We start from the raw sequence: 19,548 nt of genomic DNA, 5'->3' as shown, positions 1-19,548 counted from the left end.
CGACTAGCGTGAGTGGCATGGCCTCTCTGCGTTCGCGACTGACCCAGCTCTGGCGAAGGGGTGCCCCGGCCGCCCCGCCACCGGTGGAGGCACCGAGAACCCGGCAGCCCCAGCCCCAGCCGCAGCCCGGCTCGCAGGCGCAGGTTCGGTCGACCTACCCGGGCGACTTCACCGGGACCCCCGACCTGGCGTACGCGCCCACGCCCGACGGTCAACCCGATCCCGGCGAGATCGTGTGGACCTGGGTGCCGTTCGAGGAGGACCACCGTCAGGGCAAGGACCGGCCGGTGCTGCTGGTGGGACGCGACGACCGGTGGTTGCTGGCCCTGATGCTCACCAGCAAGGACCACGACCGCGACCACGCCCAGGAGGCGCGGCACGGTAGGCACTGGCAGGACATCGGGTCGGGGGCCTGGGACAGCAAGGGCCGCGCGAGCGAGGTGCGGGTCGACCGCATCCTGCGCGTGGACCCCGCGGCAGTGCGGAGAGAGGGTGCTGTCCTCGACCGCGACCGGTTCGACGAAGTGGCGGCGGCGGTCCGCGCGGCGACCTGAGCCACGGCGAACGCGAAGGGCCGGTCACCCCGAGGGGTGACCGGCCCTTGCTGCCGTGGAGGCGACTCGCGTCAGAGCGAGGCGGCCTTCTTCGCCATGGCCGACTTCTTGTTGGCGGCCTGGTTGGCGTGGATGACGCCCTTGCCAGCGGCCTTGTCGAGCTTCTTGCTGGCGGTCGCGAGGGCATCCTTCGCCGCCGCTGCGTCGCCGGCGTCGACGGCCTTCTGGAACTTGCGGATCCAGGTCTTGAGCTCGCTCTTGACGGCCTTGTTGCGCTCGGTCGCCGTACGGTTCGTCTTGATCCGCTTGAGCTGGGACTTGATGTTTGCCACAGGTGTGTCTCTCTTGGTTGGTCGGTGGTTGCCGTTAGAGGGCGGCAGAAGCCTCTCGGGACCAGGCGTGGGGCACCTGTGGTTGAGTGGCTCTGGATGAAGCTGCATGCGCGCACGACCATGCGCGCACGCGACGGGTAAATCTACCAGCGAGTGGGCCACTCCCCCAAAACGTCACCGGCGGGCGTCACCGGCGGGCGTCACCGGCGGGCGTCACCGGCGGGCGTCACCGACCGGTGCGGGCCCGGGTGATCGTGAGCACGGCACGTTCGACGGCGTAGACCGGGTCGCGGCCACCACCCTTGACCTCGAAGTCGGCGTGGGCGACCGCCTGGATCGCCTCGGCCAGGCCCTCCGGACCCCATCCGGACAGACCGCGCCGCGCCTTGTCGACCTGCCACGGCGCCATGCCGAGGTCGCGGGCCACCTCGGCCGACCGACCGCGCCCCGCCGCGCCGACCTTGACCAGCTGGCGCAGCTGCTGGGCGAGCACCGCCACGATGGGCACGGGGTCGACCCCGGTGGCGATGGCGTGCCGCAGCAGGCGCAGCGCGTCACCCGCATTCCCGGCCACCGCGGCGTCGGCCACCTTGAAGCCCGTCGCCTCGACCTTGCCCCCGTGGTACTTGGCCACGAGCTCCTCGTCGATCGTGCCGGTCGTGTCGGCGACGAGCTGCTGGCAGGCCGCAGCGAGCTCGCGCACGTCCTTGCCGACCGCCTCGATGAGCGCACGCACGGCGTCGGGGGTGGCCCGGCGACCCGCCGCCCGGAACTCGTGCGCGGCGAAGTCGGTCTTGTCGCGGTCGGACTTGATGGCCGGGGCCTCGAGGACCCGGGCCTGGGACTTCTTGAGGGTGTCGAGCACCTTCTTGCCACGCTGCCCCGACTTGTGGGTGACGACCAGGGTGACGTCGGGCTCGGGCGCCGCGAGGAAGGCCAGCAGGTCTTCCTGCAGCTCGTCGGGAGCCTCGTCGAGGTCGGCGACGACGATGCACTTCGCTCCCCCGAACAGCGACGGGCTCGCGTGCATGCCGAGCGCGCCGGCCTCGTAGGTCTCGGCGGCGAGCCGGATCACCTCGACGTCGGGGTCGACCACCCGCAGGTCGTCAATGGTTGCGCTCAAGGCCCGGTCGGCGATGACGGCCTCGGGCCCCGAGATCAGCACGAGGGGCGGGACGGTGCGCGTCGCAGTGGCGGTCACGGGCCCAGCCTCCCACGACGGACCGACACCATCGGGAGCGCCGGGGTCACCCGCCGGGGCAGTACGCGTCGCCAGCGGGCAGGTCCGGGTGGATCGGTCCCTCCCGGTCCGCCACCGACCCGGCTGCGGTCCGCCCGGCCCGGACCGCGATGACCTCGGCCAGGATCGCCACGGCGATCTCGCCCGGCGCGTTGGCGCCGATGTCGAGCCCGATCGGCGCGTGCACCGTCGCGAGCGCCTCCTCGGTGACGCCGTTCTCCAGCAGCCAGGCCCGCCGCCGCGCCTGGGTGCTGCGCGAACCCATCCCCCCGATGTATGCCGTGCCAGCGTCCAGCCCCGCACGGATCGCCGGGCCGTCCACCCCTTCGTGGTGGCTGGTCACCACGAGGGCGTCGACACCTTCGGGAACGCCGGGGTCGTCCGTCGAGGCCGTCACCGTCCAGCCGAGCGGGGACGCCAGCGTCAGCAGGGCCTCGGCCACCGGCCCGTCACCGACGACGTGGAGCGTGCACGTGTCCGTCATCGCGCCAGTATCGCTCACGGACCGACTGCGTCACTCGAACGACAGCGTCACTCGAACGACAGCGTCACTCGAACGACAGCGTCACTCGAACGACAGCGTGGCCGCCCCGGACGCCTCCAGGCCGAGGCCCTTGAGCCGGGCAGCGACCACGTCGGCGGGCAGCTCCAGGCTCTCCGCCAGCTCGTCGACCGAGAGCCCCAGCTCCAGCCCGTCGCGCAGCTCCTCGTCCGACTCGGCCGTCCAGGCATGACCGGCCGTCACGGCGGTGCGGGCCGACTCGGCGGGCGGGGGCGCGTCGGCCACCGGCCGCGGGTGCTCGGCCGCGTCCAAGGATCCAGTGATCCCCCGCAACGCCGGCTCGTGCACCTCGACCGGCGGAGCCGCCGTCTCGTCGAGCCGCTTCAGGGCGGCGAGCACGCGCTCGCGATCGGTCGTCGGCCAGAACGGGGGCAGCGAACGCTGGAGGAACCCGGCATACCTCGCGGTCATCATGCGGGAGTCGAGGAAGGCGACCACGCCCCGGTCGTCGGCCCGGCGGATCAGCCGCCCCGCGCCCTGGGACAGCCGCAGCGCGGCGTGGGTGGCGGAGACAGCCATGAAGCCGTTCCCGCCCATCCGGGCGATGGCCTGCGAGCGCGCCGACGACAACGGGTCGTCGGGTCGTGGGAAGGGGATCCGGTCGATGATCACGAGCTGGCACGCCGAGCCCGGCACGTCCACGCCCTGCCACAGCGTCAGGGTGCCGAAGAGGCAGGTGCGGGGGTCGCGCGCGAACTGGCGCACGAGCGTCGTGATCTGGTCCTCGCCCTGGCAGAGGAAGCCGATGTCGCCGTCGAACCGCTCGCGCATGGCCTCGGTGGCCTCCTTGGCCGCCCGCATGGAGGAGAACAGTCCGAGGGTGCGGCCACCCGCTGCCCGCACGAGCGCCTCGATCTCGTCGAGGGTCTGCTCGCTGAGGCCGTCGCGGCCGGGTGCGGGCAGGTGCTGGGCGACGTAGGCGATGGCCTGTTGGGGGTAGTCGAACGGGCTGCCCACGTCGAGCCCACGCCACTCCGGAGCTCCCTCGCCGCGCAGCCCCATCGTGCCGGCCACGGCGTCGAACGTGCCACCGAGCTCGAGCGTCGCCGACGTCATGACGACCGTGCGGTCACCGAAGATCTTGTCGCGCAACAACATCGCCACGCTCATGGGCGCGACTCGCAACACCGAACCGCGGCGCTGGTCGCGGCTGACCCACACGACGTCGAGGTCGCGCTGCTCCAGGATGCGTGACGAGTTCTCGAACATCTCGTCGATGGCGGCCTGGGCCACCTTGCGGGCGCCGTCGGGCTCGACGCCCTTCTCGGGCTTGAGCTCGGACTGCACCTGCCGCGTCGTGTCCCTCACCCGGGCGAGTGCCAGGGACAGCGCGTCGGGTATGCCGTTGAGCTTGCCCTCGGGGAGCTCGTCGAGGACGCCCTGGAGGAAGACCGAGGCGTCGTCGACGGCGTCGGTGGACTCGGCGATGCGCGCAGCCCGCTTGGCTGCCGCCGCCACCATCGAGGGGGTGATCTCGTCGGTGATGGTGGAGGTCACCCGGTCGACCAGCTCGTGCGCCTCGTCGACGACGAGCAGGTCGTGCTCGGGCAGCATCTGCCGGCCCTCGAACGAGTCGATCGCCATGAACGAGTGGTTGGTGACGATGACGTCGCAGTCCTTGGCGGCCTCCCGGGTCCGCTCGACGAAGCAGTCGGCGAACGCCGGGCACTTGCTCCCCATGCACTCGTGGGCGCTGACGGACACCTGCCGCCAGGCCCGTTCGCTCACGCCCGGCACGAGCTCGTCGCGGTCGCCCGACTCCGTGGTCTCGGCCCACTCCCGCAGGCGAACGACCTCCTGGCCCAGCCGGGACGCGGCCCGGTCGACCTCGCCGACCTCGAACAACCCGTCCTCGTCGTCGGGGAACCCACCCTCGAGCTTGTGGGCGCACAGGTAGTTGCGCCGCCCCTTGACCAGGCCGTACGTCGGCCGCTTCCCGAGCAGCGGGGCGATGGACTCGGCCAGCCGCGGCATGTCACGGTCGACGATCTGGGCCTGCAGCGCCAGGGTCGCGGTCGCCACGACCGCCGGCTTGCCCGTCTTCTGGGCGTGCATGACGGCCGGGATCAGGTAGGCCAGGGACTTACCGGTGCCGGTGCCCGCCTGCACCAGCAGGTGCTCGTCGGTGGCCACGGCATCCTCGACCGCGTGGGCCATCTCGACCTGGCCCGGTCGCTCGACTCCCCCGACTCCCTGGACGGCGGCGTGCAACAAGTCGTCGAGTGAAGCCATTGGGTCAGCGTATGCCGTGGCTCGGGTTCCTCGGGCCAGCGTCCCCAGCGTGCCGCGAACGGCCGTGACCCCGGCGCTCCGAGGAGCGCCGGGGTCACTGGTGGGGGCCGTGTCGTGTCACCTCTCGTGCACCCACGTTGGGGCCGGGACCCCGTTCCCGGTCAGGTTGTCGCACGCGACGAACTGGGTGCCCACCCGCTCCGGCGTGCAGAAGTGCGAGGAGGTGGCCTGCGACGGCTGGTCGATCTGGCCCGCGTCCTGCCGAGCGGCGGCGGGCAGCGCGCTCAGGGCGACGACGACGGTCGCAGCGGCGATGACGCCCCAGGCGCGGCTGGTGCGTCGGGTCGAGGTGACGGTGCTCTGGCTTGCGTTCACGGTGTGCTCCTGGTGCTTCGAGAGGTGATCCCTGCTGACACCTCCACGGTCCGGCCGACGGCACCTGAGCCACATCGGGAGCACCCCCTGAGAAACAGCCCTCGACCCCCTCAATATCGGCTGTCGCCCGAGGTCCGACGGCGACACACTGGAAGACGTGTCACCACCGGACTCGGCAGCTGACGACGTCTTCGTCGGCCGAGCCGAGGCGCTCGACGAGCTCGCCTCGGCCATTGCCTCGGCGCGCGCCGGCCAGGGCCGAGCCGTCCTGGTCCTGGGTGACGCCGGAGTGGGCAAGACCCGGCTTGCCCAGCACGCGTGCTCACTGGCCTCGGACTTCCTGGTGCTGAGCGGCGCCTGCCTCGCGATGACCTCGGTGACCGTCCCCTTGCTCCCCCTGCGCGCGGCGGTGGCCACCGTTCCCCCCGGCGAGCGCCCGACGATGACCGGGGTGGACAGTGCACGGACGGCCGAGGAGTTCGACGCCTGGCTGGAGCGCCGATGTGCCGAACGCCCGGTTGCCCTGGTGGTCGACGACCTGCAATGGGCCGACCCGGGAACCCTCGACGTCCTCATGTGGGTCCTGGCAGGGCTGACCCCTCGTCGGCTGGCCCTGCTGACGACCGTGCGGCGCGGAGACCTGGTGGCCGGCCACCCTTTGCACGGTTGGCTGGCCGACGTGCGGCGCCTGCCCGGCTTCGCCGAGATGTCGTTGGGACCGTTGACACTCGAGGAGACCCGCGAGCAGCTCCGGGGCGTCCTGGGCGACGTGCCGCACCAGAGCCTGGTCAGAGAGGTCTTCGGACGCACCGGCGGGAACGCGTATCTCAACCGGCTGCTGGTACGAGGGGTTGACCCTGCTGCCACGGTCCTCGGACCCGGGGTTCCCGACGACCTGGCCTCAGCAGTGCTCAGGGCCTGGCACCGCCTCGACCTACCCGCCCGTGAGCTGTCGCGGGTCCTGGCGGTCGGAGGGAGGGTGGCCCGCGGGACGATGCTCGACCACGCCGCGGGCCTGGCCGGGGTGACCGACCTGCGGTCGGCGTTGCGGGAGTGCGTGGAGGCCGACCTCCTGGAGGTCGACACCCAGGGTGGGTACTGGTTCCACCACCCGCTCCAGGCCGAGGCTCTCGAGAGCAGCCTCGACCGGCCCGAGCGGCAACGGCTGCACGCTGCCTTCGCCGCCTCCCTGGAGCTGGAGGTGGAGCTGGGGCTGGCCGACGACGTCCACATCGAGACCCTCAGCCTGATCGCCGAGCACCACCACCGGGCCGGTCAGGTTGCACAGGCGCACGACTGGGCCCTTCGGGCCGCTGACCAGGCAGCGGCCGCCGGCGCGCCTGAGACCGAGCTGCGCCTGCTGCTGCGCGCACTGGCCGTCCAGAGCGAGCCCCCACCTCCGGCCGCCCTCTGGCAGCGGCTGCGCGAGGTGGCCGCGGCCGCGGGGGACGTGCAGGAGGAGCTGCTGGCCGTCGAAGCGCTGCTGGCCACCCTGCAGCCCACGGGGGACGCCTTGGCGCTGAGCGAGCTCATGGTCCGTCGGCAGCACCTGCGCTTCTCGACGGGCCAGGGCTTCCTCGACCCCACCGAGCTGGGGCGCGCCGTCGAGCTCGCCGCACCCGAACCCGATTCCTGGCAGTACGCCCTCGCGCTGGCGGAGCTGGCGCACGCGAGCCTGTGGCAGGACGATCCGGCCGCCCCCGAGATCGCCGCCCGCGCCCTGGAACGCGCGAGGGCCTGCGCCCACCCCGAGGCGCTGGCCTACGCCCTGGCCGCGAACTCGATGCTGGCCGTCTTCGAAGACCGTTTCGACGACGCCCGACGGATGGGGGGCGAGGCGGTCGCGGCTGCCGCCGAGGCACGGGACGGATGGGCATTCGTGCACGCCACCCTCTGGGAAGCCAACGCCGTCGACGGCGCGATCACCCCCGAGTGGCGGGCCATGGTGGGCCGTCGCCGGGTCCAGCTGGCCGCTCTGGGCCTGCCGTCCACCTACGTGGCCTGGCTGGCCGGCAACGAGGCCTTCGGACACCTGCACGCCGGGGACCTCGACACCTCGGCCCGGCTGATCCGGGAAGCCCTCGGCGCGACCCCCAGCGCGCTCGTCGACGTGCAGAGCCGACTCAACGCCGCGTGGCTGGCAGCGTTGCAGGGTCGCATCCACGAGGCAGAGGGGCACCTGGCGCGCGCCGACGAGCTCTTCGCGGACACGTCGACCTTCCTCGCCTTCGAGTTCGACGCCGTGCGGGCCATGGTGCTCCTGTGCGGCGGCCACCTGCGCGAGGCCGTCGACGCTGCGGTGTCCGGGACCGCCCTCCCGGGCGCCCCACCCACCATGTGCGAATGGCTGCTCCCGATCGCCGCGCGAGCCCTGGCCGAGCTGGTGCAGCAGGCCCGCGATGCCGGTCGGGACCCGGCTGCGGAGCTCGCCGAGATCGATGCCCTGACCCGCGCGTTTCCGCACGTCCTGGCCGACAAGGGTGGACTGACGCCCGGCTACCGCAACCAGCTGGACGGTCTGGAGGCGATGTACCAGGGAGAGGTGGCTCGGGCCCGGCGCGACGAGGAGGCTCCCCAACGATGGGTCGAGGCGGCCACCGCCCTCCACGGCGTCCTGGCGTGGGAGGAGTGCTACTCCCTGTGGCGTCGGGCGGAGGCGCAGCTCAGTTCCGGACAGCCCCACCGGGACGCGGCCGCCGACGCGCTCCGGCGCGCCCACGTGATGGCCCGCGAGCTCGGGGTGCGGCCGATCGTGGACGAGCTGGAGGCACTCGCTCGGGGCGCGCGCGTCCCGCTGGCCGAACCGCCAGGCCCCCACGAGCTACTCCACGTCGCGGGCACCGCAGGCCTCACCAGGCGCGAGTCCGAGATCCTCGGCCACATCGTGGCCGGCCGGACGTACGGGGAGATCGCGCGGGAGCTGGTGCTCAGCGAGAAGACGGTGAGCTCGCACGTCAGCCACCTCCTGGGCAAGACCGGTACCGCCAACCGGGTCGACCTCGCCCGCTGGGCGAGCCGGCGCAGCGGCTACCCCGGCGGCGGTTGACCCCGTCAGTCGCCGCCGTGGACCTGCAGCGGGCAGCCGTCGAGTCGTCGCGCCATGAAGACCTCGTCACGGTCATCTCCCGGAGCGACCCGGATCACGCCCGGCACCCGACCGACCTCGTCGTAGCCGTGCCGGGCGTAGAACCTCGTCACTCCTGCGCCGCTGCGGGTGCTCAGCAACAGCAGCTCAGCGCCGTCTCCGCGAGCCAGCCGGTGCAGCCCTGCGAGCAGGAGCCCACCCTGTCCGGAGCCCTGCCTGCCCGGCTCGACCATCACGCGGTAGAGCCATGGCGCGTGGCGCCGCAACGGGTTCGGACCGACCACGCACCATCCCCAGCCGACCAGAGCACCATCGGGGTCCCTCAGGGCCCCGGCGAACCCGTCCCCGTCGGCCATCTGCCGCTCGTGCACCGAGAGCAGCTCCGCGACGGCCGAACGTGGCGCGCCCGGCAGGAACCCGACCGCTCCGCCGGCATCGTTGACCCGCTGCCAGAGATCGAGCAGCTCCTCACGGCCGGCGTCGTCGAGGTCGTCGACGCGCGTCACGCGAGGTGCCTCGAAGACCACGGAGTGCGGCTCGTCGGGCAGGTCGTCGGAGAGCACCTCGGTGACAGCCGTGCGCACCAAGCCGCCGGCGAGCGCGGTTCGGACCGAGGCGGTGTTGTGCTCCTTCACCAGGGCGCGCACGGCCAGAGCGGGATACCACTCGGTGGCCATCGCGACGGCTGCCCGGGCGGCTTCGCGAGCCAGTCCGCGCCCCTGCGCCTCGGTGACGAACCGGTAGTAGAGGTTGAGGTGCTCGTCGCGGCGCTGCACGCCCACCCAGCCCAGCGGCATACCGGAGTCACGGTCGCGCGCCACCCAGTAGCCGAAGCCCTGCGTCGCCCAGTGGTCGAGGATCGCGTCGAAGAAGTGCGCGTTCGTCTCCGGTGTGCCGAGGACGTGGGGCGCATGCGTGGAGAGCCGCGCATCACTGTGCACCGCCGCGTGGAAGGCGCGATCCTGCTCGGTGGGACGGGTCAGCCGCAGGCGGGCGGTGCGGGGTTCGGTGTGGTCCTGGGTCACGGCGAGGACGCTACCGAGGGCCACTGACGGCGGTCTCCCTGAGCAGGGTGAGAGGATGGCCGGCGATGCCTTCCGCCCCGCCGCTGACCCTCGACGCCCTGCTGCCCGAGGGGGCCGGGCCCGACGAGGTGTATGCCGCGTTCGAGGGCTGGGCGCGCGACCAGGGCACCCCGCTGTACCCCCACCAGGAGGAGGCGTTGATCTCGCTGCTGGCCGGTGAGAACGTCGTGCTCTCGACCCCGACGGGCTCCGGCAAGTCGCTGGTCGCCACCGGCGCGCACCTCGCCGCACTGGCCACTGACCGGGTCAGCTTCTACACCGCGCCCATCAAGGCGCTGGTGAGCGAGAAGTTCTTCGCGCTCTGCGAGGTGTTCGGCGCCTCCGAGGTCGGCATGCTCACCGGCGACGCCTCGGTGAACCCGGACGCCCCCATCATCTGCTGCACCGCCGAGATCCTGGCCAACATCGCGCTGCGCGAGGGTGCGAACGCCGACGTGGGCCTGGTCATCATGGACGAGTTCCACTTCTACGCCGAGCCCGACCGCGGCTGGGCCTGGCAGGTCCCGCTGCTCGAGCTGCCCCAGGCGCAGTTCATCCTCATGTCGGCCACGCTCGGCGACCTGACCGAGTTGTCGCAGGACCTCAGCCGGCGCACGGGTCGCGGCACCGCGCTCGTGACGGGCACCGAGCGACCGGTGCCGCTGGGCTTCAGCTGGGCCCTCACCCCCCTGCCGGAGACGATCGAGGAGCTGCTCACCACCCACCAGTCCCCGGTCTACGTCGTGCACTTCACCCAGGCCGCGGCCCTGGAGCAGGCCCAGGCACTGCTCTCGCTCAAGGGCACCGTCAAGGCCGACCGGGCCGCCATCGCCGAGCGGATCGGCGGCTTCCGGTTCACGGCGGGCTTCGGTCGCACCCTGTCCACGCTCGTCCGCTCCGGCATCGGGGTGCACCACGCCGGCATGCTCCCCCGCTACCGCCGGCTGGTCGAGCAGCTCGCCCAGGACGGCCTCCTCAAGGTCATCTGCGGCACCGACACCCTCGGCGTCGGCATCAACGTGCCGATCCGCACGGTGCTGTTCACCGGACTGGTGAAGTTCGACGGGTCACGGCAGCGGATCCTCAAGGCGCGCGAGTTCCACCAGATCGCCGGGCGCGCGGGCCGGGCCGGGTTCGACACCAGCGGCTCGGTGGTCGTGCAGGCTCCTGAGCACGTCATCGACAACGCCCGCGCGATCGCCAAGGCGGGCGACGACCCGAAGAAGCTCAAGAAGGTGCAGCGTCGCAAGCCCGCCGACGGCGAGGTCTCGTGGACCGAGCAGACCTACGACAAGCTGGTCGCGGCCGACCCCGAGCCGCTGGTGTCCCGCATGCGCGTCGACCACTCGATGATCCTCAACATGGTCCAGCGCCCCGGCGACCCGGTCCGCGCCCTGGGCCATCTGCTGCGCGACAACCACGAGACGCCCCGCAACCAGGCCCGGCTGTCGCGTCGAGCCATCACCCTCGGCAAGAGCATGCTGGACACCGGTGTGCTGCAACGGATCTCGCCGCCGGCGCCCGACGGACGCACCATCGAGGTGCGTGGCGGGCTGCAGGACGACTTCGCCCTCAACCAACCCCTGGCTCCGCTCGCTCTCGCGGCGTTCGACGTCCTCGACCCCGAGTCGCCCACCCACGCGCTCGACGTGGTCTCGGTGATCGAGGCGATCCTCGACGACCCGCGCCAGGTCCTCATGGCCCAGCAGTTCAAGGCCAAGGGTGCGGCCGTCGCCGAGATGAAGGCGGACGGCGTGGAGTACGAGGAGCGGATGGCTCTGCTCGAGGACGTCAGCTGGCCGCGACCGCTCGCCGACCTGCTCGAGGCCACCTTCGAGATCTTCCGGCAGAGCCACCCCTGGGTGTCGGAGTCGGCCCTCTCCCCCAAGTCCGTCGTTCGTGACATGTACGAGCGGGCGATGACGTTCACCGAGTTCGTCTCCACCTACCAGCTGGCCCGGTCGGAGGGGCTGGTGCTGCGCTACCTCACCGACGCCTACCGGACCCTGCGCCAGACGGTGCCGGCTGCGCATCGCAGCGAGACGTTCGACGACCTGTTCGAGTGGCTCGGCGAGACCGTGCGCCAGACCGACTCCTCGCTGCTCGACGAGTGGGAGGCGCTGTCCGATCCCGACGCGAACGAGCGGCTCGAGGAGCTCGAGGGCCTGGCCGCCCACGGCGGCACCCGACCGGCCCGTCCGATCACGGCCAACGAGCGCGCGTTCCGGGTCATGGTCCGCAACGCGATGTTCCGCCGCGTGGAGCTGGCGGCGCTGGACCGGTTCGGCGACCTCGCCCAGCTCGATGCGGCCAACGCCGCCCTCCCCGAGCCCGCCCGGCACACCCTCATGGACCGCGACGCGTGGGACGAGGCCCTCGGCGCCTACTACGCCGACCACGACAGCATCGCCACCGACTCCGACGCCCGAGGACCTCAGCTGCTCGCGGTCACGGCGGCCACCGGGCCTGCGCCGGGCACCGACGAACCCGACCCCGACCACCGCCTCTGGGAGGTGCGCCAGACGCTGCACGACCCCGAGGGTGACCACGACTGGGTGATCGAGGCGGTCGTCGACCTCGACGCCTCCGACGAGGCCGGCGAACCGGTCGTGCTCACGCGGGCGATGCGCCGCCTCTGACGACGACCGTGGGTCAGTGGGTCAGGTCGGCGAAGCGGGCCAGGAACAACGGCCAGGCGTCCTCGGCCGCGAGACCCGTGGCGTAGTCCTGCCATCCCTCGCCATGTCGGTCGATGTGCCGGTGCTCGAGGAGGACCCTGGTCCGGCCGTCCCCCTGGGCAATGAAAGAGACCTCGACCTCACTGGCCTTGTCGGGATCGGTCTCCAGCTGCCACCGCGGGGTGATGTCCCAGGTGAAGACGACTCGCTCCGGCGGGTCGAAGGCGAGCACGCGGGCCCATCGGCAGATCGAGCCATCCGTGGCGCGGTCATAGATGTGGCCGCCGACATGCGACTCGAAGACGGTCTGCTCGATCGGCGCCGAGAGCAGGTTGTACTCGCGCGGCTTGACCTGGTCGAACTGTTCGGTGAAGAGGCGGAAGGCGGTCTCCGCCGGAACGTCGACGGTGATGTCGAGGCTGACGGAGGTGGCGGCTGCGGTGCTGGTCATCGTTCGGTCTCCTTGCGGTGCTGTTCGGTGAGCTGGGCGAAGTTGGTCAGTGCGGCACCCCAGAAGCCGTCCAGCTCGCTCCGGAGGGCGGCCACTCCGACCGGGTCCACCTGGTAGATGCGCCTGGTCCCTTGCGGGCGCACGGCGACGAGCCCGGCGTCCTTGAGCACCTTGAGGTGCTGCGAGACGGCGGGCCTGCTGACAGGGAGGCGCTGGGCCAGCTCCGTCACCGAGGCCGGCCCTGCGGCGAGCAGGCGGACGACGGAGCGGCGGGTGGGATCCCCCAGGGCGATCCACGGGTCCCCGCGTCGTGACGTCTCTACGTAAGTGCTCACTTACGGTAAGTTACGACTTACCGTTCGTGGCGTCAACCCTTCGACCGGGCCACTCCGCCAGGTCCAGCGTCATGAAGACGCTGAACTCGTCGTCGAGGTAGGGACCGAAGGGGCCACACGACGTGAAGCCGTACGCGGCATACAAGGTCCTGGCGGGGGCGAACTCGACCGGCGAGCCGGTCTCCAGGCTCAGGCGTCGGTAGCCACGGCGTCGGGCCTCCGCCACGACGTGGTCGAGCAGCGCAGCGGCGACGCCGCGACGGCGGTGCGCCGGGGCGGTGCGCATCGACTTGAGCTCGCCGTGCGTGGCGTCGAGCTCGCGCAGGGCGGCGCAGCCGAGCACCTGCTCGCCGTCCCAGAGGCTCCAGAACGTGAGGTCCGGCGTGCGCAACCGGTCCAGGTCGAGGGTGTGGACGCTCTCGGGTGGGGAGTATCGCCGCATGTCCTCGACGTGCTCGGCGAGCAGGGCAGCGACCTGCGGTGTCTCGAGGCCGCCGAGGCGGATCTCCACGTCGGTCGGTGGGTCAGGCGGCAAAGGCCGCGAGCTCACCGGCCAGGTCGGGGTGCACCCGGGCCTTCACCAACGTGCCGCTGCCGGTGTGCTCGCTCGAGAGCACTTCGGCCTCCTGGTGCAGCCGGCTGACCAAGTCACCCCGGTCGTAGGGCACCAGCACCTCGACGTCGATGGTCGGTCGCGGCAGCTCCTCGGCGATCAGGGCCCGCAGCTCCTCCATCCCGGCACCGGTGCGAGCCGAGACCACGATCGAGTGCTTCTCGTGCCGCTGGATCCGATCCAGCACCTCGGGGTCAGCGGCATCGGCCTTGTTGACGACGATGACCTCGCGCACCGAGGCCGCGTCGACATCGGCGAGCACCGCGCGGACCGCGCTGATCTGGCCTTCGGGGTCGGGGTGCGACCCGTCGACGACGTGCAGCAGCAGGTCGGCGTCGGCCACCTCCTCCAGCGTCGAGCGGAACGCCTCGACCAGCTGGGTCGGGAGCTGGCGCACGAACCCGACGGTGTCGGCCAGCGTGAAGAGGCGGCCGTCCTCGGTCTCTGCGCGGCGGACGGTCGGGTCGAGGGTCGCGAACAGCTGGTTCTCGACGAGGACGCCGGCGCCGGTGAGCCGGTTGAGCAGCGACGACTTGCCGGCGTTGGTGTAGCCGGCGATCGCGACGCTCGGCACCTCGTTGGCCTTGCGGGAGAGGCGACGCGTGTCGCGGCTGGTCTTCATCTCCTTGATCTCGCGGCGCAGCTTGGCCATCCGGGTGTTGATCCGCCGACGGTCCAGCTCGATCTTGGTCTCACCCGGACCACGCGAGCCCATGCCCTGGCCACCGGCGGCCTGGCCACCGGCCTGGCGGGACATCGACTCACCCCAGCCACGCAGCCGCGGGAGGAGGTACTGCAGCTGGGCCAGCTCGACCTGCGCCTTGCCCTCCTTCGACTTCGCGTGCTGGGCGAAGATGTCGAGGATCAGCGCGGTGCGGTCGATCACCTTGACCTTGACGACGTCCTCGAGCGCGCGCCGCTGGCTGGGCGTGAGCTCGGTGTCGCAGATGACCGTGTCGGCTCCCTCCGCGATGACGACGTCGCGCAGCTCGACCGCCTTGCCGGAGCCGAGGTAGGTGCCCGTGTCGGGCTTGGCCCGGCGCTGCACCAGGCCGGCGAGCACGGTGGAACCGGCGGTCTCGGCCAGTGCCGCGAGCTCGCGCATCGAGTTGTCGGCGTCCTCGGCGGTGCCCTCGGTCCAGACCGCGGCGAGCACCACCCGCTCCAGGCGCAGCTGGCGGTACTCGACCTCGGTGATGTCCTCGAGCTCGGTGGACAGCCCTGCGACCCGGCGCAGTGCAGCGCGGTCCTCGCGCTCGTACTGGTCCCCGTCATAGCCGGCCCCGTCGCTGGGGAGGAATCCGTCCTCGGTCGCCAGCGCGGTGGCCTTCAGGTCAAAGATGTCTGATCGCTTCAGTGTCATATCCCCTCAAGAATCTCACCTTTTCAACGACCGCAGCGACCGGTTTATGTCCTTCCGTCTACCGTTGGGCCCGATGAGCACGCAAGACCACTACTTCACGGCCGAACCCGCGAGCCCTGCCCAGCAGCGCACGATCACCGTGCGGCTCGCGGGCCGCACCGTCGAGGTGCGCTCGGCGGCGGGCATCTTCAGCCCCGGGGGGGTCGACCAGGGCACCGCGGTGCTCCTGCGCCACGCCCCCGCGCCACCGACCGAGGGCACCCTCCTCGACCTCGGGTGCGGCTGGGGACCGATCGCCCTCACCCTCGCGCTGCGCTCACCCGAGGCCACCGTGTATGGCGTGGACGTCAACGAGCGTGCCCTCGACCTGCTCCGCACCACGGCGGCGTCGCTGGGACTCGACCGGCTGCACGCGAGCCAGCCGGACGGCATACCTGAGGGTGTGCGGTTCGACGCGATCTGGTCGAACCCTCCGATCCGGGTCGGCAAGGCGGTGCTGCACGACCTGATGCTCACCTGGCTGCCCCGGCTGGCCCCCGGCGGCGTGGCGCACCTCGTGGTGCAGAAGAACCTCGGCTCCGACTCGTTGCAGCGCTGGCTCGGTGAGCAGCTCGACCCCGACACGTATGCCGTGACCCGGTTCACCTCGGACAAGGGCTTCCGCATCCTCGAGGTGCGGCGCGCCGCCAGCTAGACCAGGTCGGTGGTGCCGTCGGCGACCAGGGCGGCCGGGCCGGCCAGCTCGACCTCCTGGCCGGGGAGCGCGCGCACCCGCAGCCGCCCGCCCGGCACGTCGACGGTCCACGTGTCGGTGACGTCGCCGGCCCAGAAGCGGGTGGCCAGCGCGGCCGCAGCCGCACCGGTGCCACAGGAGCGGGTCTCCCCCACGCCCCGCTCGTGGACGCGCATACGGACGTGGCCCGCACCCATCGGCCGGACGAACTCGACGTTCGTGCCGTACTCGGGAAGCGGGTTCACCACCGGCGGCAGGTGCAGGTCGAGGGACTCGAGGTCGACGGTCTCCGGCAGCGCCACGACGGTGTGCGGGTTGCCGAGGTCGAGCGTCAACGCCGAGAGGGGTTCGTGGCGCTCGAGGTGGACCAGCGCGTCGAAGCCCTCCTCGTCGGCGATGGCCGGTTGGGCCAGGCGCCACGGACCGAGGTTGACCGCGATCAGCTCGGGTGACTCGAACCGCACGACCTTGGTGCCGGCCCGCGTCGCGATGGCGAACTCGTCGGCGGTCTCCAGGCCCTCGCGTCGCAGGTAGGTCGCGAAGACCCGGGTGCCGTTGCCGCACATCTCGGCGACACTGCCGTCGGCGTTGCGGTAGTCCATGAACCAGCGCGCCCCGGCCGCCTGGGACAGCACCCCGGGCTCGGTGGCGAGGGCGGTCGGGACGACCCGGATGACACCGTCGCCGCCGATGCCGGCCCGACGGTCGGCCAGCAGGGCCACCTGCTGCGCCGAGAGGTCGCGGACGCCCTCGAGGTCCGGCACGAGGACGAAGTCGTTCTCGGTGCCGTGGCCCTTCGTGAAGGCGGTCTGGTCAGCCATGCGCACCATTGTCGCTGATGGCGGCCTGCACCACCGCAACCGCCTGCTCGGCGAGGTTCGGCGCCAGGGCATCGAGCCAGGTGATGCGGGGGTCCGGGTTGAACCACGACTCCTGTCGACGGACCAGCCGGCGGGTCAGCGCGGTGGTTTCCTCCTGGGCCTGCTCGGTGGTCATCAGGCCATCGAGCTCGGCGAGCGCCTGCGCGTAGCCCAGCGCCCGTGCGGCGGTCCGGCCCTGCCGGAGCCCGAGCGTCTCCAGGTGGCGCACCTCGTCGAGCAGCCCCTCCTCCCACATCCGGCGGACCCGCGTGGCCACCCGGTCGTCGAGCAGGTCGCGCGGCAGCCGCAGCCCCAGCACGACGGTCGGCTGGAGGTAGGTGCGGGTCGGCATCGTGGCCGAGAACGGTCGACCGGTCAGCTCGATGACCTCGAGCGCGCGGACGATGCGGCGCGTGTTGCCGGGCTCGATGGCCGCCGCCGCAGCAGGGTCGAGCTCCTCCAGCCGGGCGAAGGTGGCGGGCGTGCCCTCGGCCTCGGCGCGGTCGGCCAGCCTCGCCCGCACCGCGGGGTCGGTCGGGGGGATCTCGAGCACGTCGAGCGCCGCCCGGACGTAGAGCCCCGAGCCGCCGGCCAGGATCGGGTGGTGCCCCCGGGACTGGATCGCCGCGAGGTCCTCGCGCGCCGCGACCTGGTAGGCGGCCACGCTGGCCTCCTCGACGACGTCGAGCACGTCCAGCTGGTAGTGCGGTATGCCGCGTCGCTCGCCCGGCGGCACCTTGGCGGTGCCGATGTCCATGCCCCGGTAGAGCTGGCTGGCGTCGGCTCCGACGACCTCTCCGCCCAGGGCTTCCGCGAGGTCGAGCGCGAGGTCGGACTTGCCCGTCGCGGTGGGGCCGACGACGCCGACGACCAGTGGCGTCGTCCTGGGGTTGGAGGTCACCGGCTCACAGGTCGTGCTCGTGGTCGTGGTCGTCGTCGTGGCCGAACGGGTCGGGGTCCACGCCCGGGAGCCACGCGAAGCCGGGCTTGCCCCAGCCCTGCTTCTTGACCGCCTTGCGGGCCTTCTTGCCCCAGCGCTCGTTCAGGCGGTCGACGTAGAGGAAGCCGTTGAGGTGGTCGTACTCGTGCTGCATGCACCGGGCGAACCAGCCGCTCGCCTCGAACGACACCTCGGCGCCATCGACGTCGAAGCCCGTCACGGTGGCCCGCTCACCACGCTTGAGGGGAAAGCTCTCACCCGGCACCGACAGGCACCCCTCCGCCTCGTCGTGCGGGTCGGGCTCGTCGACCGACGGCTTCGTGGCGGTGACGTAGGGGTTGACGATGACGCCGCGGGTCGGCACGTCGTCGTCATTGTCCATCTGCCAGGTGAAGACGCGCAGCCCCACGCCGATCTGGGGCGCGGCCAGCCCCACACCGTGCGCCGCGTCCATGGTCTCGAACATGTCGGTGACCAGGTCGCGCAGGTCGTCGTCGAACTTCTCCACGGGTTCGGCGCGACGGTGGAGCACGGGCTCCCCCGTGATGACGATGGGGCGAACTGTCATGCGCGGGAGTCTTTCAGATCACCCACAGGTCACCGGCACGAAGGGTCTGGAGCGGCCGTCGGTCGGCCCAGACCCGGCATCCCGAGGGAGACGGCAGGCTTGCCGGGGACGGGCGCGTCCTGCAGTGCCGCCCACGCGTCGCCGCCCGAGGTGCGACGCACCGAGTAGCTGCCACCCCCCAGGGCCGCGTCGGCGACGAGGTGGTGCGGGGCGCCGTAGGTGACGCCCACCGTCACCAGGTCGCCCGGACGCGGGCGCTCGGCACTGTCGGGCACCGCGAAGTGGACCAGCCGGTTGTCCCGCGCCCGTCCCGACAGGCGGTGGGTCTCGGTGTCCTTGCGACCCTCGCCCGTCGCCACCAGCACCTCGACGTCACGGCCCTCGACGGTGCGGTTCTCGGCCCAGGAGATCTCCTCCTGGGTGGCCAGCAGGCGTTCGTACCGCTCCTGCACGACGGCCTTCGGGAGCTGGTCGGGCATCGTCGCGGCGGGCGTCCCCGGGCGGATGGAGTACTGGAAGGTGAAGGCGCTCGCGAAGCGCGACTCGCGCACCACCCGCAGGGTCTCCGCGAAGTCCGCCTCGGTCTCCCCCGGGAACCCGACGATGATGTCCGTCGTGATCGCGGCGTCCGGGATCTGCTCGCGGACGCGGTCGATGATCCCGAGGAACTTGGCACTGCGGTAGGACCGGCGCATCGCCCTGAGCACCCGGTCGGAGCCCGACTGCAGCGGCATGTGCAGGCTGGGCATGACGTTGGGCGTCTCGGCCATGGCGGTGATGACGTCGTCGGTGAAGGCGGCGGGGTGCGGGCTGGTGAAGCGCACCCGCTCCAGCCCGTCGATGTCGCCGCAGGCGCGCAGGAGCTTGCCGAACGCCAGGCGGTCGCCGAACTCGACGCCGTAGGTGTTGACGTTCTGGCCGAGCAGGGTCACCTCGACGACTCCCTGCTGGACCAGCGCCTGGACCTCCGCCAGCACGTCCCCGGGGCGACGGTCGGCCTCCGTGCCGCGCAGGCTCGGGACGATGCAGAACGTGCAGGTGTTGTTGCAGCCCACCGAGATCGACACCCAGCCGGCGTAGGCCGAGTCGCGTCGGGTCGGCAGGGTGCTCGGGAACACCTCGAGGCTCTCGAGGATCTCGACCTCGGCGCGCTTGTTGTGCCGGGCCCGGTCGAGCAGGGCCGGCAGGCTCCCGATGTTGTTGGTGCCGAAGACGACGTCGACCCACGGCGCCCGCTGCACGATGGTCGCGCGGTCCTTCTGGGCCATGCAGCCACCCACGGCGATCTGCATGTCGGGGTTCCTGGTCTTGGCCGGTCGCAGCTGGCCGAGGTTGCCGTACAGCTTGTTGTCGGCGTTCTCCCGCACCGCGCAGGTGTTGAAGACGACGACGTCGGCCGCCTCCGGGCGGGCGCCCGAGGGCAGGCTGTTGACGTCGACGTACCCGGCCGTCTCGAGCAGGCCGGCGAGGCGCTCGGAGTCGTGCACGTTCATCTGGCACCCGTGGGTGCGGACGTCGTAGGTCTTGGCAGCGCTCGGGGGCGCGGTGGCGTGCGTCGTCATG

18 protein-coding genes are annotated in these 19,548 nt (G+C 71.9%); 4 read left to right on the top strand and 14 right to left on the bottom strand.

Going from position 1 to position 19,548, the window contains the following annotated elements; genetic code table 11:
- Positions 1–17: 17 nt before the first annotated feature.
- On the top strand, positions 18–554 hold the full coding sequence (locus AC1DWJ_RS14700) for a type II toxin-antitoxin system PemK/MazF family toxin (protein WP_477621166.1): 537 nt from the start codon (positions 18–20) through the stop codon (positions 552–554).
- Positions 555–625: 71 nt separating this feature from the next.
- Here AC1DWJ_RS14700 and rpsT read toward each other — a convergent pair whose 3' ends face one another.
- The 5 genes from rpsT to AC1DWJ_RS14675 form a co-directional block, all read right to left on the bottom strand.
- A complete protein-coding gene (gene rpsT, locus AC1DWJ_RS14695) occupies positions 626–886 on the bottom strand; it encodes a 30S ribosomal protein S20 (RefSeq protein WP_056923530.1) in 261 nt (86 codons plus the stop codon).
- Positions 887–1,112: 226 nt separating this feature from the next.
- Positions 1,113–2,087, bottom strand: coding sequence for a DNA polymerase III subunit delta (gene holA, locus AC1DWJ_RS14690; protein WP_457255755.1), 975 nt, complete (start codon positions 2,085–2,087; stop codon positions 1,113–1,115).
- A gap of 46 nt (positions 2,088–2,133) precedes the next feature.
- Complete coding sequence (locus AC1DWJ_RS14685) at positions 2,134–2,610, bottom strand: XdhC family protein (RefSeq protein WP_477621165.1); 477 nt, start codon at positions 2,608–2,610, stop codon at positions 2,134–2,136.
- Between the two features lie 81 nt (positions 2,611–2,691).
- Positions 2,692–4,920: an ATP-dependent DNA helicase gene (locus tag AC1DWJ_RS14680; protein WP_457255752.1), complete on the bottom strand. Its 2,229-nt coding sequence runs from the start codon at positions 4,918–4,920 to the stop codon at positions 2,692–2,694.
- 117 nt (positions 4,921–5,037) lie between these two features.
- Positions 5,038–5,295: a hypothetical protein gene (locus AC1DWJ_RS14675; protein ID WP_477621164.1), complete on the bottom strand. Its 258-nt coding sequence runs from the start codon at positions 5,293–5,295 to the stop codon at positions 5,038–5,040.
- 157 nt (positions 5,296–5,452) lie between these two features.
- On the opposite strand from AC1DWJ_RS14675, the gene AC1DWJ_RS14670 reads away from it, so the two are divergent.
- Positions 5,453–8,341: a helix-turn-helix transcriptional regulator gene (locus AC1DWJ_RS14670; protein WP_477621163.1), complete on the top strand. Its 2,889-nt coding sequence runs from the start codon at positions 5,453–5,455 to the stop codon at positions 8,339–8,341.
- Positions 8,342–8,346: 5 nt separating this feature from the next.
- On the opposite strand, the gene AC1DWJ_RS14665 is transcribed toward AC1DWJ_RS14670, so the two are convergent.
- Complete coding sequence (locus AC1DWJ_RS14665) at positions 8,347–9,405, bottom strand: GNAT family N-acetyltransferase (RefSeq protein ID WP_477621162.1); 1,059 nt, start codon at positions 9,403–9,405, stop codon at positions 8,347–8,349.
- Positions 9,406–9,470: 65 nt separating this feature from the next.
- Here AC1DWJ_RS14665 and AC1DWJ_RS14660 point away from each other — a divergent pair, with 65 nt between their 5' ends.
- Positions 9,471–12,083, top strand: coding sequence for a DEAD/DEAH box helicase (locus AC1DWJ_RS14660; RefSeq protein ID WP_477621161.1), 2,613 nt, complete (start codon positions 9,471–9,473; stop codon positions 12,081–12,083).
- A 13-nt stretch (positions 12,084–12,096) separates the two neighbouring features.
- On the opposite strand, the gene AC1DWJ_RS14655 is transcribed toward AC1DWJ_RS14660, so the two are convergent.
- From AC1DWJ_RS14655 to hflX, 4 genes are read right to left on the bottom strand one after another with little or no spacing between them, the layout of a single operon-like run.
- Positions 12,097–12,573, bottom strand: a complete 477-nt coding sequence (locus AC1DWJ_RS14655) for an SRPBCC family protein (RefSeq protein ID WP_457255744.1) — start codon at positions 12,571–12,573, stop codon at positions 12,097–12,099.
- Positions 12,570–12,908, bottom strand: a complete 339-nt coding sequence (locus tag AC1DWJ_RS14650) for an ArsR/SmtB family transcription factor (protein ID WP_457255743.1) — start codon at positions 12,906–12,908, stop codon at positions 12,570–12,572. The genes AC1DWJ_RS14655 and AC1DWJ_RS14650 overlap by 4 nt, the downstream gene beginning before the upstream one ends.
- 10 nt (positions 12,909–12,918) lie before the next feature.
- Positions 12,919–13,419, bottom strand: coding sequence for a GNAT family N-acetyltransferase (locus AC1DWJ_RS14645; protein ID WP_457255741.1), 501 nt, complete (start codon positions 13,417–13,419; stop codon positions 12,919–12,921).
- A gap of 13 nt (positions 13,420–13,432) precedes the next feature.
- On the bottom strand, positions 13,433–14,884 hold the full coding sequence (hflX, locus tag AC1DWJ_RS14640) for a GTPase HflX (protein ID WP_477621160.1): 1,452 nt from the start codon (positions 14,882–14,884) through the stop codon (positions 13,433–13,435).
- A 73-nt stretch (positions 14,885–14,957) separates the two neighbouring features.
- Here hflX and AC1DWJ_RS14635 point away from each other — a divergent pair, with 73 nt between their 5' ends.
- On the top strand, positions 14,958–15,578 hold the full coding sequence (locus tag AC1DWJ_RS14635) for a class I SAM-dependent methyltransferase (RefSeq protein WP_457255738.1): 621 nt from the start codon (positions 14,958–14,960) through the stop codon (positions 15,576–15,578).
- Here the strand turns inward: AC1DWJ_RS14635 and dapF are convergent.
- The 4 genes from dapF to miaB are packed head-to-tail and all read right to left on the bottom strand — an operon-like array spanning position 15,575 to position 19,547.
- Positions 15,575–16,438, bottom strand: coding sequence for a diaminopimelate epimerase (gene dapF / locus AC1DWJ_RS14630; RefSeq protein ID WP_457255736.1), 864 nt, complete (start codon positions 16,436–16,438; stop codon positions 15,575–15,577). The genes AC1DWJ_RS14635 and dapF overlap by 4 nt on opposite strands.
- A complete protein-coding gene (miaA, locus tag AC1DWJ_RS14625; protein WP_477621159.1) occupies positions 16,431–17,378 on the bottom strand; it encodes a tRNA (adenosine(37)-N6)-dimethylallyltransferase MiaA in 948 nt (315 codons plus the stop codon). The genes dapF and miaA overlap by 8 nt, the downstream gene beginning before the upstream one ends.
- Positions 17,379–17,382: 4 nt before the next feature.
- The gene (gene def, locus AC1DWJ_RS14620) at positions 17,383–17,985 is read right to left on the bottom strand and encodes a peptide deformylase (RefSeq protein ID WP_477621158.1); all 603 of its coding nucleotides are present in this window, start codon (positions 17,983–17,985) and stop codon (positions 17,383–17,385) included.
- A 29-nt stretch (positions 17,986–18,014) separates the two neighbouring features.
- Positions 18,015–19,547: a tRNA (N6-isopentenyl adenosine(37)-C2)-methylthiotransferase MiaB gene (gene miaB, locus AC1DWJ_RS14615; protein WP_457255730.1), complete on the bottom strand. Its 1,533-nt coding sequence runs from the start codon at positions 19,545–19,547 to the stop codon at positions 18,015–18,017.
- Position 19,548 lies beyond the last annotated feature (1 nt).

It is taken from the genome of Pedococcus sp. P2_D7 (genome assembly GCF_056404295.1).
This window is presented reverse-complemented; position numbering and strand designations above follow the sequence as displayed.